Here is a 12,835-nt window from a genome sequence, read left to right on the forward strand (position 1 = left end):
GTCTCTGGAATACTGGATCGCCCGATCAAGTCGGGCGATGACAGCGAGTGTGTAGTCGGCACAATCGCCATTCTCGACATCCGTCAAAAGAAAAAGGCCGGGATCGCTCCCGGCCTTTCGTGTTTGGTGACGCTATGCGCCGCTTACTTCGCTTCCGCGCGCTTGGGCGGGGATGCCGGCCACGACTTGATCAGCGTGTCGTAGTCGACCGTCTCACCCTTCGGCTTCTCGTTGGCGAGCTTGCGCTGCGGCGCGATGGTGCCGTCCTTCTGGGCCTTGGCGTACCAGAACTCGGCGGTCTCCTTCTTGTGCAGCTTCGGACCGCATGCGCCCTGCACGCCGGACTTCTCGAGGCGCTCCATGACGGAGTCCTGAGCGGCCGCGAGTGCATCCATCGCAGCTTGCGGCGTCTTCGCACCGGACGACGCATCGCCGATGTTCTGCCACCAGAGCTGCGCGAGCTTCGGATAGTCAGGCACGTTGTTGCCGGTCGGGGTCCACTGCACGCGCGCGGGCGAGCGGTAGAACTCGATCAGGCCGCCGAGCTTCGGCGCACGCTCGGTGAACGACTTGTCCCAGATGTCGGATTCACGAATGAAGGTGAGACCGACATGGCTCTTCTTCAGCGACACCGTCTTGGAGACGATGAACTGGAGATAGAGCCAGGCCGCCTTGCGGCGGTCAGCCGGGGTCGACTTCAACAGCGTGAGCGAGCCGGCGTCCTGGTAGCCGAGCTTCATGCCTTCCTTCCAGTACGAACCGTGTGGCGACGGAGCCATACGCCACTTCGGCGTACCGTCCGCGTTCATCACGGCGATGCCCGGCTTCACCATGTCGGCGGTGAAGGCGGTATACCAGAACATCTGCTGGGCGATGTTGCCCTGAGCCGGCACGGGACCGGACTCGGAGAAGGTCATGCCCTGGGCCTGCGGCGGAGCATACTTCTTCATCCACTCGAGATACTTGGTGATCGAGTAGACCGCGGCCGGACCGTTGGTGTCGCCACCGCGATCGACCGAGGAGCCGACCGGACGGCAGCCTTCCATGCGGATGCCCCATTCGTCGACCGGCAGACCGTTCGGAATGCCCTTGTCACCGTTGCCGGCCATCGACAGCCAGGCGTCGGTGAAACGCCATCCGAGCGACGGGTCCTTCTTGCCATAGTCCATATGGCCGTAGACCTTGACGCCGTTGATCTCCTTGATGTCGTTCGTGAAGAACTCGGCGATGTCCTCATAGGCCGACCAGTTCACGGGCACGCCGAGCTCGTAGCCATACTTGGCCTTGAACTTGGCCTTGTAGTCGGGGTTAGTGAACCAGTCGTAGCGGAACCAATAGAGGTTCGCGAACTGCTGGTCGGGCAGCTGGTAGAGCTTGCCATCCGGCGCGGTGCCGAACGACTTGCCGATGAAGTCGTTGACGTCGAGCTGGGGATCGGTGACGTCCTTGCCTTCGCCAGTCATGTAGTCCGACAGTGCGATGGTCTGGCCGTAGCGGAAGTGCGTGCCGATCAGATCGGAATCGTTGATCCAGCCGTCATAGACGTTCTTGCCGGACTGCATCTGCGTCTGCAGCTTCTCGACGACGTCACCTTCCTGGATGATGTCGTGCTTGAGCTTGATGCCGGTGAGCTCGGAGAACGCCTTTGCCAGCGTCTGCGACTCGTATTCGTGGGTCGCAATGGTCTCGGAGACGACGTTGATCTCCATGCCCTTGAAGGGCTCGGCGGCCTTGGCGAACCACTCCAGCTCCTTCTTCTGCTCGTCCTTCGACAGCGTCGAGGGCTGGAATTCCGCAATCCACTTCTGGATCGCGGCGTCGTCGGCGGCGCGGACCGGCGCCGAGACGGCGAACGACACCGCAACGATGGCGGCGGCGCTGGACATGGTCAGAAAGCTATTCTTGGTCAATGGACCTTTCCTTCTCCTAAACTGTCGCATGTTGTTCCTCCGTTGCAGCGACAAAATTTTATACAGGCCCGGGTTGCCCCCGGATCTGGCCGTCCCTTCGCGAGCTTCAGACCGTGCGAAAAATGAGCACGGCCGTGGCCAGCGAAATTCCACTTGCGAGCCAGAGGCTCGAAATCTCAAAACCTTCCTCGCCGATCGGCAGGGTGGCGAGTGTATCGGTGCCGGCGAAGGCGATCCACAGAAGGTGGATGACGGCCGCCGTGATCAGGGAGATGAAGAGGCGGTCGCCCCGCGTCGTCGGAATGCTGAGCACGCCGACGCGCTCGGCTTCGGGATAGACCGCAGCGAGGTAAGTCATGACCGCGAGGGTGGAGGCGAGCGCCACGAAGAAGATCGCCGTCGGCAGCGTCCAGGCCATCCATGCAATAGATTCCATCGATGCCTCCCTACACCCGACCGAGCGCGAAACCGCTCGCGATGTAATTGCGGACGAACCAGATCACGAGGGCGCCCGGGATGATGGTAAGCACGCCGGCTGCGGCCAGCAGGCCCCAGTCCATGCCCGCGGCCGATACCGTACGCGTCATGATCGCCGCGATGGGTTTTGCCTGCACCGAGGTCAGCGTCCGCGCGAGCAGGAGCTCGACCCAGGAAAACATGAAGCAGAAGAAGGCGGCGACGCCGATGCCGCTCGCGATCAGCGGCACCAGGATCCTGATGAAGAAGCGCGGAAAGGAATAGCCGTCGAGGAAGGCGGTCTCGTCGATCTCGCGCGGCACGCCGGAGACGAAGCCTTCGAGGATCCACACCGCCAGCGGAACGTTGAAGATGCAATGCGCGAGCGCGACCGCCCACGGCGTATCGAACAGGCCGATCGCCGAATAGAGGTTGAAGAACGGCAGCGCATAGACTGCCGCCGGGGCCATGCGGTTCGACAGCAGCCAAAAGAACAGGTGCTTGTCGCCGAGGAAGCGGTAGCGCGAGAACGCGTAGGCCGCGGGCAGCGCCACCGAGATCGAGATGATGGTGTTGAGGACGACGTATTTGAGCGAGTTGATGTAGCCGGAGTACCAGCTCTCGTCGGTGAAGATGCGCTTGTAATGCTGCAGCGTCGGGGAATGCGGCCACAGCGTCATCGTCGAGACGATTTCTGCGTTGGTCTTGAAGCTCATGTTGACGAGCCAGTAGATCGGCAACAATAGGAAGATCAGAAACAGCGCCATGATGACGCGGCGGCCGGGAATTGAGTGCATCAGGCCACTCCTTCCTTTGGCTTGAGTGCAGTCACGGGCTTGAGCACGGCCGAAGGCTTGGGCTCCGTCGCCGGCTCGGTCTCGGCCTGGACTTTGCGTTCGGCGCCGGCATTGGTCATGACGGTATAGAAGATCCAGCAGACGATCAGGATGATCAGATTATAGACCAGCGAGAGCGCCGCGGCCTTGCCGAGGTCGAACTGGCCGAGCGCAATCTTGACGAGTTCGATCGACACGAAGGTCGTCGAGTTGCCGGGTCCGCCACCCGTCACCACGAACGGCTCGGTGTAGATCATGAACGAGTCCATGAAGCGCAGCAGCACGGCAATCAGGAGCACGCGGTTCATCTTCGGCAGCTGGATCGCCTTGAACACGGCCCAGCGCGAGGCGCCGTCGATCTGAGCTGCCTGGTAATAGGCCTCGGGGATCGACTTCAGGCCGGCGTAGCACAGCAGCGCGACCAGGCTGGTCCAGTGCCAGACGTCCATCACGATGACGGTAACCCAGGCATCGACGGCGTTGGAGACGTAGTTGTAGTCGATGCCGATCGCATTGAGCACATAGCCCATCAGACCGATGTCGGGCCGGCCGAAGATCTGCCAGATCGTGCCGACCACGTTCCACGGAATCAGCAGCGGCAGCGCGAGGATGACGAGGCAGGCCGCGACCGTCCAGCCCTGGCGCGGCATCGACAGCGCGATGACGATGCCGAGCGGCACCTCGATCGCGAGGATCACCATCGAGAAGAACAGATTGCGGCCGAGCGAGGCGAGGAATCGGCCGCCGAGATCGGTCGAGGGATCAAGCAGCTCCTTGAACCAGCCGACGCCGTTCCAGAAGAACTGGTTGTTGCCGAAGGTGTCCTGCATCGAATAGTTCACGACCGTCATCAGCGGCAGCACCGCCGAGAAGGCCACGACCAGGAACACCGGCAGCACCAGGAACCAGGCTTTTTGGTTGACGGTCTTGTCCATCAGGCGGCTCCCTCCACCAGAAGGCTGTCGGCATAGACGTGGACGTGCGCCGGATCGAATTTCAGCCCGGCGGTACCGTCCGCGCTGGTGAAGCCCGCCGGCGCGCGCGCCGCGATCTTGGCCTCGCCGATGCGGACGCGTGCGAAGCGGATGCGGCCGAGGTCGTCGATGCGGTCGATCTTCGCACTGAGCAATCCGGGTGCGGGCGCGACGGCATCGACGAACTCCGGACGCACGCCGATCTCGATCTTGGCGCCGGCAGGCAGGTTGTCATAGCTGCGGTTGAGCGCGATGACATTCCCGCCGATGCGCGCCTCGCGACCCTTCACCTCGGCCGGCAGGATGTTCATGCCGGGCGAGCCGATGAAATAGCCCACGAAGGTGTGCGCCGGCTTGTCGAACAGCTCGGCGGGCGTGCCGCTCTGCACCACGCGGCCGTCATGCATGACAACAACGGTGTCGGCAAAGGTGAGCGCCTCGGTCTGGTCGTGGGTGACGTAGATCATCGTCAGGTCGAGCTCGCGATGCAGCGCCTTCAGCTTGGAGCGGAGCTGCCATTTCAGCTCGGGATCGATCACGGTCAGCGGCTCGTCGAACAGCACGGCGGCGACGTCGGAGCGGACCAGGCCACGGCCGAGCGAGATTTTTTGCTTGGCATCCGCCGTGAGGCGCGTCGCCTTGCGATTGAGATAGGGCTCAAGATCGAGCAGGCGGCCGATCTCGGCGACGCGCTTGTCGATCTCGGCCTTCGGCACGCCGCGGTTCTTCAGCGGAAACGCCAGGTTCTGCCCCACCGTCATGGTGTCGTAGATCACCGGAAACTGGAACACCTGGGCGATGTTGCGCTTCTGGGTTGACAGCGGTGTGATGTCCTGGCCGTCGAACAGGATTTTCCCCCGCGACGGCGTGATGATGCCGGAGATGACGTTGAGCAGCGTGGTCTTGCCGCAACCGGACGGGCCGAGCAGCGCGTAAGCACCGCCCTGCCGCCAGGTCATGGTCACCGGCTTCAGCGCAAAGCTGTCCTGCGGCGCATCATTGCCGCCGTAAGAGTGGGCGAGATCGACGAGGTCAATGCGGGCCATGTCGCATCTCCCCCTTACGAGCTCGGCGCGGCGACCAGACGGTCGGCCGCGTCGAAGACGAAGATATCATTGGGATCGAGCACGGCATCGATGGTCTGGCCGGGCTCAAACTCGTGCACGCCGTGCAGCACTGCCACCCAGTTCGATCCGTCGCGGGTCAGGTGCACGAAACTCTCCGAACCGGTGATCTCGGTCACCGTCACCGTGGCGTGGAAGGCGTGGCGGTCGGTCTCGCCGTTGGCGAGGGCAAGCTGATGGGCGCGGAAACCGACGCGATAGGCGCCGTCGGCGAGCGATGAATAGAGCCCGGAGGCCGGCGCGGCGATGCCGCCCGCATATTGCACAGAGCCGTTCTTCTTCTCGATGCCGACGAGGTTGAGCGGCGGATCGGAGAACACCTGGGCGACCCGCAGCGTCTGCGGACGGCGGTAGACGTTCGGGGTCTCGCCGATCTGGAGCGCCTGCCCCTCCCACATGCAGACCGTGTTGCCGCCAAGCAGCAGCGCTTCGGTCGGCTCGGTCGTGGCATAGACGAAGATCGCGCCGGACGCCTCGAAGATGCGCGGCAGCTCGGTGCGCAGCTCCTCGCGCAGCTTGTAGTCGAGATTGGCGAGCGGTTCGTCGAGCAGCACGAGATCGGCGCCCTTCACCAGCGCGCGCGCCATCGCGGTGCGCTGCTGCTGGCCGCCGGAGAGCTGGAGCGGCGTGCGTTTCAGGAACGGCTCGAGCCGGAGCAGCCGCGCGGCTTCCGCCACGCGCTTCTCGATCTCCTCGCGCGGCTTGCCCTGCACGCGCAGCGGCGAGGCGATGTTCTCGTAGACCGTCAGCGAGGGATAGTTGATGAACTGCTGATAGACCATCGCGACCGAACGCTTGCGCACGTCGACACCGGTGACGTCCTTGCCGTTGACCAGCACCTTGCCCGTCGTCGGCTTGTCGAGGCCGGCGAGCAGCCGCATGATCGAGGTCTTGCCTGACAGCGTCGGCCCGAGCAGCACGTTAAGCGTGCCGCTCTCGAGCGTCAGCGAGACGTCGCGGATGTGCGGTATCCCCTCGACGGTCCGGGTCACATGATCGAGCGTCACGGTCATGAGCGTCCTCCCGCTTCCAGCAGGGGACTTTGCGGCACAGCGTGGGTTGCAATCCAGTCGTTCAATGCAGCAACCTCGTCGGCAGATAGTCGCAGGCCAAGTTTGGAGCGGCGCCAGACGATGTCTTCCGCCGTGACCGCCCATTCATTGGCCATGAGGTAGCGGACCTCGCGTTCGGTCAGTGTCGCGCCGAAGGCCTGGCCGAGATCGGCGGCCGACTTGGCATCGCCAAGCAGCTTGATGGCGCGGGTACCATAGGCGCGCGCGAGGCGCCGCGCATGCTCATGGCTGAGGAAGGGATAGCCGCGCTGGAGTTCGGCGATCAGGCCGTCGACGTCGGACACGCCCATGTCGCCGCCGGGCAGCGGCCATTTGCCGGTCCAGCCTTCGCGCGCTTTCGCACTGCGAAGATAGGGTGCGAGCCGTTCCAACGCCTCTTCGGCGAGCCGGCGGTAGGTCGTGATCTTGCCGCCATAGATCGAGAGCAGCGGCACGCCGCCGGGTGTGTCGAGCTCAAACACGTAGTCGCGCGTCGCGGCCTTGGCTTCGCTGGCGCCGTCGTCATAGAGCGGTCGCACGCCGGAATAGGTCCAGACCACGTCCGCTGAAGTCACCGGCTTGGCCAGATACTCGCTCGCGGCGGCGCAAAGGTACTCGATCTCTTCGGGCGTCGCCTTCACCTTGGCGGGATCGCCGTCATAATCGCGATCGGTGGTGCCGATCAGCGTGAAATCGTCCTGGTACGGAATCACGAAGATGATGCGGCCGTCGGCGTTCTGGAACATGTAGGCGCGGTCGTGGTCGTAGAGCTTTTTGACTACGATGTGCGACCCCTGCACCAGGCGCACCTTGGCCTTCGCGTTCACGCCGGCGCCGCGGCCGAGCACATCCTCGACCCAGGGGCCGCCGGCATTGACCACCGCGCGGGCCTGGACCTGCGAACGCTCGCCGGTCAGCGTGTTGAGCATGCTGACGGTCCAGATGCCGCCGGACTGCTTGATATCCGTCGCGCGGGTGCGGGTGCGGATCTCGGCGCCCTTGTCGGCGGCATCGCGTGCGTTGAGCACGACGAGACGGGCGTCGTCGACGAAGCAGTCGGAGTATTCGAACGCGCGGCTGTAGCGGTTCGGGATCAGCGGACGGCCAACCTCGTCGCGCCTGAGATCGACCGAACGCGTCGCCGGCAACAGGTGCCGGCCGCCGATATGGTCATAGAGGAAGAGGCCGAGGCGCAGCAGCCAGGCCGGACGCAGGCCGGCGTGATGCGGCAAAACGAAACGCAGGGGACGGATGATATGGGGCGCGATGCCCCAGAGGATCTCGCGCTCGATCAGCGCCTCGCGGACCAGACGAAACTCGTAATATTCGAGATAGCGCAGGCCGCCATGCACCAGCTTGGTCGACCAGGACGAGGTCCCGCTCGCCAAATCGTTCATTTCGCACAGGAAGACCGTGTTGCCACGGCCCACCGCGTCGCGCGCGATGCCGCAGCCGTTAACACCGCCTCCGATAATGGCGAGGTCGAAAATACGCTCCAACAGACGCATCCCCCGGCGACCGCTCGTTCCTTCGAGCGACTACTTTCGTTTTTGATTAGATCACACCGAAAAGCGAAAGCAAGATGAAAGAGAGGCGAAAGGAAGTGAAAGAGGAACTTTCTGGTGGGCAATCAGCCGTGGAAATGGGCAGTTCGGACGCCAATCGAAACCGCAATACGATCTTGAATAGTCACGTAGAGCCAGTATAGTCATAATAGTCACATTAGTTATATTCGGCATGACAGACCGCAGCACCGCCCCCGATTCGCCCCCGACTGACACGTGGACGCTCGCCAATGCCAAGGCACGCCTGTCCGAGGTGGTCGATCGCGCCCAAACTGGCCCCCAGATCATCACCCGACACGGCAGGCCCAATGCCGTGGTCGTTTCCGCGGATGAATGGGCGCGAAAGACGGCACGCAAAGGCACGCTAGCTGAATTCCTGCTAGCTTCGCCGCTGCGCGGTGCCGACCTCGAACTTGAACGGGTGCAGGACGAACCGCGCGACGAGATGCCGTGAACCTGCTCCTCGACACCAACGTGCTGTCGGAGGTTCAGCGGCCGGCGCCTTCCGCGAAAGTCTTGGCATGGCTCGATACGGTCGATGAGGATCGCGCGTTCATCAGCGCTGCCTCGATCGCCGAGCTTCGCCGCGGTATCGCCCTGCTGGATGATGGCCGTCGGCGCGCCGCGCTGGCCGCTTGGCTCGCCCACGACCTGCCGGCTCGGTTCGCGCAGCGCATCCTGCCGATCGACCACGTGGTCGCCGAGCGCTGGGGCGACCTGATCGCGCAGAGCCGTCGCAATGGCGTTGCGTTGTCCGTGATGGACGGCTTCTTTGCGGCCACCGCGCTCGCCAACAATCTCACGCTCGTCACACGCAATGTGAAGGATTTTGCAGCCTTCGGCGTTCCGCTGCTCAACCCGTGGAGCGGCGCATAGGCCTTAGCGCAGCCGCACCACCGGCGCGGCTTCCGGTGCCGCATCCTGAGCATCGGCCGTCGCATCATCGATATCCGCCCCCTTCGGCATCGCCGCCATCACCTCGATGCCCTTGCTGTGGCAGATGGTGGCGAGGCGCTCGGGCAGCTCCTGGTCGGTCACGAAGGTCTGGATCTGGGTGATATGGGCGATGCGCACCGGCGCGCTGCGGCGCAGCTTGGTGGAGTCGGCAACCAGCATGACGCTGCGGGCATTGGCGATGATGGCTTGCGCCACCTGCACCTCGCGATAGTCGAAGTCGAGCAGCGCGCCCTCCTCGTCGATCGCGGACGCCCCGATGATGGCGTAGTCCACCTTGAACTGGCCGATGAGCTGCGTCGCGGTCGAGCCGACCACCGCGCCGTCGGCCCGCCGCACCGTGCCGCCGGCGACCACCACCTCGATGCGGGGATGGCGGTAGAGCAGCATCGCGACGTTGAGATTGTTGGTGATGACGAGGAGGTCCTCGTGCGAGGTCAGCGCGCTCGCCACCTCCTCGGTCGTGGTGCCGATATTGATGAAGAGCGAGCAGCCGTTCGGGATCAGCGAGGCGGCCGCAGCCCCGATCGCCTTCTTTTCGTCGGCCGCGACGAACCGCCTCGCCTCGTAGGCGAGGTTTTCGACGCCGGAGGCGATGATGGCGCCGCCGTGAATACGGGTCAGCGAGCGGCGCTCGCAGAGATCGTTCAGATCCTTGCGGATCGTCTGCGCCGAGACCTCGAACCGGCGCGCGAGCTCCTCGACCATGACGCGCCCCGAGGCGCGCGCGATGTTGAGGATTTCGGCTTGGCGATGGGTCAATCCGGTCACGGCGATGGCCTCAAATCAGGAAGGCGCATGGTGCGGCGGTTCGCACGTTCGGTCAATGCGCTCAGCGATCACGGTTAACGGACAAAGCCTCTCACCATGCCATCGCGGCGGCGAGACGCGCGAGCAGTTCCGGATCGTCGAACGCGCTGGCGGAAGCAACCGCGCCGGCGCCAACAAGGTCGGCATGGCTGAGGCTCGTCCGGATGCCGATGGTCGGAATGCCGGCGGCCGTCGCCGACTGCACGCCGGAGCGGGAATCCTCGAACGCGATCGAAGCCGTCGCGCTCCCGCCGACGAAACGCAGCCCCTCCTGATAGGGCAGCGGGTGCGGCTTGCCGTGCGGCAGCTCGTCGCCGATCACAAGTGCCCTGAAGCGGTGCGTGATGCCGAGACCGGAGAGCAACAGCTCGGCATTCGGACGCGGCGCGTTGGTCACGGCGACCATGGGAATGCCGGCGGCATCCGCGCGGTCGAGCAGCGCCATCAGGCCCGGAAGCGGCTCGATCTGTCCGGCGACGAGTGTGCGGAAGACGACCTCCTTCTCTCCGAGGATCACGGCGCGCCGTTCCACGGTTTCGTCGGGCAGAAAGCGCTCGCCGATCGACGCATTGGCGAAGCCTTGCAGCTCCCTGGAGAAGCGCGCGTGATCGAACACATGGCCCAGCGGCCCAAGCACCTGGTTGAACGCCTTGAGGTGCAGCGGGTCGGTGTTGGCCAGCGTGCCGTCGATGTCGAACAGCAGCGCCCTGCCCGTCACTTGCCCCTGCGCCTGCCCTTTGGCCTCGATCATTTCCGTACTTTCCCGAATGCACGATGCATCAATGCGAAACACGTATCAATGCAGCCCCGATCGCGCAATGACGCATCGACATGACCGCCACGCGACACTCGACAAAGTCGCGCGCGGCTGCAACACTCCGCGCAAGACCAAAAAGGAGGAAACGATGACGATCAACCGACGCGATCTGGCTCTCTCGACTCTTGCCGTCTCAACCCTTGCCGTCTCCGCGCTTGCTCTCACAGCACCGGCGTTGGCGGCCGCGGCGGATGAGGAAGCCGTGGCGAAAAAGGTCGAGGCCTTCCGCCTTGCCCAGATCGCGGCCGATCCCAAGGCGCTCGGCGCGCTCTGCGCCGACGATGTGAGCTACAGCCATTCCAACGGCAAGGTCGAGGACAAGGCGACCTTCGTCGCCAACGCTACCGACGGCAAATCAAAATTCCTGTCGATCGAGTACAAGGACCCGACCATCAAGGTCGTCGGCCCCGCCGCGATCGTGCGCTTCCACTGGATGGGCGAACAGGAAATGGCGGCCGATGGGAAAAAAGTATCGACCAATCTTCACATCCTGATGAACTGGCAGAAGCAGGGCGACGATTGGAAGCTGCTGTCGCGGGCTGCGACGAAGTTGTAATTGCGATTCTTTCCCTCTCCCCCTGTGGGAGAGGGTGGCTCGCGGCGAGACGGGTGAGGGGTATGCTTCCGCGAGTAACTCTCTCGCTTCCGAATGCGCCGATAGAACCCCTCATCCGGCGCTTCGCGCCACCTTCTCCCACAAGGGGAGAAGGAAAAGGCAGCGGTATCAAGGGCTGCAAAAAATTCCGACCACGCTTTGCGCGTCAGAAATCGCGCCGCCTGGCGCAATGCAGCGTATTGCGACGACGATTGCGACCTGGCGCTCGACACAATCAAGTGCGGCTGCAACAGTGGGCGCAAGATCAAGGACGGAGGATATGATGACACTGAATCGCGACCATGCTGCCACGACGGACCACGAGGCGGTGGCAAAGAACGTCGAGGCATTTCGTCTCGCCCAGATCGCGGCCGACCCGAAAGCGCTCAGCGCGCTGTGCGCGGACGATCTGAGCTACAGCCATTCCAGCGGCTTCCTCGAGGATAAGGCGGCCTTTATCGCCAACGCCACCGACGGCAAGACGGAGTTCCTGTCGATTACGTACAAGGATCCAACCATCAAGATCGTTGGTCCCGCCGCGATCGTGCGCTTCCACTGGTTGGCCGAGATGATGACCGGCGGACAGAAAGTAGCAAACAGCCTTCACATCCTGATGAACTGGCTGAAGCAAGGCGACGAGTGGAAGTTGTTGTCGCGTTCCGCGACGAAATTGTGATTGCGATTCTTTCCCTCTCCCCCTGCGGGAGAGGGTGGCTCGCCGCGCGGCGGCGAGACGGGTGAGGGGTATGCTTCCGCGAGCAACTCTCTCGCTTCCGAATGCGCCGATAGAACCCCTCATCCGGCGCTTCGCGCCACCTTCTCCCACAAGGGGGAGAAGGAAAAGGCAGCGGCATCAAGGGCTGCAAAAAATTCCGACCACGCTTTGCGCGTCAGAAATCACCAGCGGAAGGCGCCTACGCCGCTTCCTTCACATCGCCGTTAACCAGCTTGCGCGCGGCACGCTCGGCTTCGCGTGCGTTGCGGAAAAGCTGGCCTTCAAGGCGATTGAAGCGGTGCGACGAGGCGAAGAAACAATAGCCTCCCTGAGAACGAACGACGATACCTGCGGTTTGCGAGTCGACTTCGATAATGTAGCTGTCCGGCATGGTCCGTAGATTCCTCAGTGCGGGCAAATAACGGCAATCCTGCCCAAAGGTTCCTGAGCATTTGAGGCCGTCTCCACCCCGAATCGACACGCAATTGAGTACGCCGGGACCTCATCCGTTTTATGACTTGTTCTTGGCGAAGCCGCGACGCGGTGACTCAGTCGCGCCGCGTTTGGCGTGCCGCAAGTTTGCGTGAGATGGGGCAGAGCGTCGCGCGCGATTACGTCGCGATCGGCGGATCGTTGCGCTGGATCGCTTGCGGACGGCCGTCATCATCGATCGAGACGTAGGTGAAATGACCGTCGGTGACGAGGATCGGCTGGAGCTCCCTGCGCCGTAGCGCCCAGGCTTCGAGATGCACGGTCATCGAGGTGCGGCCCACGCGGACGAGATTGGCATAGACCGAAACGAGATCGCCGACATAGACCGCTTTGCGAAAATTCATCGCCTCGATCGCCACGGTGACCGTACGCGACCTCGCGAGCTTCGATGCGAACACGCCGCCGCCGACATCCATCTGGCTGAGCAGCCAACCGCCGAAGATGTCGCCGTTGGCGTTGGTGTCGGCGGGCATTGCCAGCGTGCGAATGCAGAGATCGCCGCGCGGCTCGGTGTCGGACGTTTCGGTCATGTCGG

Annotated in this window: 15 protein-coding genes; 4 read left to right on the forward strand and 11 right to left on the reverse strand. The window is 63.5% G+C overall.

All coding sequences use genetic code 11. The annotated features are described in order from the left end of the window. Positions 1-143: 143 nt before the first annotated feature. The 7 genes from ABIB99_RS30950 to glpD all read right to left on the reverse strand — a co-directional run bounded on the left by ABIB99_RS30950 (position 144) and on the right by glpD (position 7,860). Positions 144-1,886, reverse strand: a complete 1,743-nt coding sequence (locus tag ABIB99_RS30950; protein WP_247314660.1) for an ABC transporter substrate-binding protein — start codon at positions 1,884-1,886, stop codon at positions 144-146. 130 nt (positions 1,887-2,016) lie between these two features. Beyond that, positions 2,017-2,346, reverse strand: a complete 330-nt coding sequence (locus ABIB99_RS30955) for a DUF2160 domain-containing protein (RefSeq protein ID WP_135216342.1) — start codon at positions 2,344-2,346, stop codon at positions 2,017-2,019. Between the two features lie 10 nt (positions 2,347-2,356). Continuing rightward, a complete protein-coding gene (locus ABIB99_RS30960) occupies positions 2,357-3,163 on the reverse strand; it encodes a carbohydrate ABC transporter permease (RefSeq protein WP_085398529.1) in 807 nt (268 codons plus the stop codon). Continuing rightward, positions 3,163-4,137: a carbohydrate ABC transporter permease gene (locus tag ABIB99_RS30965; RefSeq protein WP_166350160.1), complete on the reverse strand. Its 975-nt coding sequence runs from the start codon at positions 4,135-4,137 to the stop codon at positions 3,163-3,165. Before ABIB99_RS30965 ends, ABIB99_RS30960 begins: the two co-directional genes overlap by 1 nt. After that, positions 4,137-5,222 (reverse strand): ABC transporter ATP-binding protein, encoded by a 1,086-nt coding sequence (locus tag ABIB99_RS30970; RefSeq protein WP_354179205.1) that lies wholly within the window; start codon positions 5,220-5,222, stop codon positions 4,137-4,139. Before ABIB99_RS30970 ends, ABIB99_RS30965 begins: the two co-directional genes overlap by 1 nt. Before the next feature lie 14 nt (positions 5,223-5,236). Next, positions 5,237-6,313 carry an ABC transporter ATP-binding protein gene (locus ABIB99_RS30975; RefSeq protein WP_063985188.1) on the reverse strand — a complete coding sequence of 359 codons (1,077 nt, stop codon included), beginning with the start codon at positions 6,311-6,313 and terminating at the stop codon, positions 5,237-5,239. Continuing rightward, entirely contained in the window at positions 6,310-7,860 is a 1,551-nt protein-coding gene (gene glpD / locus ABIB99_RS30980) for a glycerol-3-phosphate dehydrogenase (protein WP_135216339.1), read from the reverse strand. The genes ABIB99_RS30975 and glpD overlap by 4 nt, the downstream gene beginning before the upstream one ends. A gap of 229 nt (positions 7,861-8,089) precedes the next feature. On the opposite strand from glpD, the gene ABIB99_RS30985 reads away from it, so the two are divergent. Continuing rightward, positions 8,090-8,371 (forward strand): type II toxin-antitoxin system Phd/YefM family antitoxin, encoded by a 282-nt coding sequence (locus ABIB99_RS30985; RefSeq protein ID WP_028148610.1) that lies wholly within the window; start codon positions 8,090-8,092, stop codon positions 8,369-8,371. Further along, a complete protein-coding gene (locus tag ABIB99_RS30990) occupies positions 8,368-8,793 on the forward strand; it encodes a type II toxin-antitoxin system VapC family toxin (RefSeq protein ID WP_354179208.1) in 426 nt (141 codons plus the stop codon). The genes ABIB99_RS30985 and ABIB99_RS30990 overlap by 4 nt, the downstream gene beginning before the upstream one ends. 3 nt (positions 8,794-8,796) lie before the next feature. Here the strand turns inward: ABIB99_RS30990 and ABIB99_RS30995 are convergent, their stop codons facing one another. Together ABIB99_RS30995 and ABIB99_RS31000 are read right to left on the reverse strand one after the other, a co-directional pair. Continuing rightward, positions 8,797-9,642, reverse strand: a complete 846-nt coding sequence (locus tag ABIB99_RS30995) for a DeoR/GlpR family DNA-binding transcription regulator (RefSeq protein WP_014497447.1) — start codon at positions 9,640-9,642, stop codon at positions 8,797-8,799. 91 nt (positions 9,643-9,733) lie between these two features. After that, positions 9,734-10,432, reverse strand: coding sequence for an HAD family hydrolase (locus ABIB99_RS31000; protein ID WP_063985192.1), 699 nt, complete (start codon positions 10,430-10,432; stop codon positions 9,734-9,736). A 154-nt stretch (positions 10,433-10,586) separates the two neighbouring features. On the opposite strand from ABIB99_RS31000, the gene ABIB99_RS31005 reads away from it, so the two are divergent. Together ABIB99_RS31005 and ABIB99_RS31010 are read left to right on the forward strand one after the other, a co-directional pair. Continuing rightward, positions 10,587-11,054 carry a nuclear transport factor 2 family protein gene (locus ABIB99_RS31005; protein WP_354179211.1) on the forward strand — a complete coding sequence of 156 codons (468 nt, stop codon included), beginning with the start codon at positions 10,587-10,589 and terminating at the stop codon, positions 11,052-11,054. A 319-nt stretch (positions 11,055-11,373) separates the two neighbouring features. Continuing rightward, positions 11,374-11,769: a nuclear transport factor 2 family protein gene (locus tag ABIB99_RS31010; protein ID WP_354179258.1), complete on the forward strand. Its 396-nt coding sequence runs from the start codon at positions 11,374-11,376 to the stop codon at positions 11,767-11,769. A gap of 238 nt (positions 11,770-12,007) precedes the next feature. Here ABIB99_RS31010 and ABIB99_RS31015 read toward each other — a convergent pair whose 3' ends face one another. Together ABIB99_RS31015 and ABIB99_RS31020 are read right to left on the reverse strand one after the other, a co-directional pair. Next, on the reverse strand, positions 12,008-12,199 hold the full coding sequence (locus ABIB99_RS31015; protein WP_028134810.1) for a hypothetical protein: 192 nt from the start codon (positions 12,197-12,199) through the stop codon (positions 12,008-12,010). Between the two features lie 220 nt (positions 12,200-12,419). Continuing rightward, on the reverse strand, positions 12,420-12,830 hold the full coding sequence (locus ABIB99_RS31020; protein WP_085398536.1) for an acyl-CoA thioesterase: 411 nt from the start codon (positions 12,828-12,830) through the stop codon (positions 12,420-12,422). Positions 12,831-12,835 lie beyond the last annotated feature (5 nt).

It is taken from the genome of Bradyrhizobium sp. LA6.1 (genome assembly GCF_040547805.1).
GTDB classification, from domain to species: domain Bacteria; phylum Pseudomonadota; class Alphaproteobacteria; order Rhizobiales; family Xanthobacteraceae; genus Bradyrhizobium; species Bradyrhizobium barranii.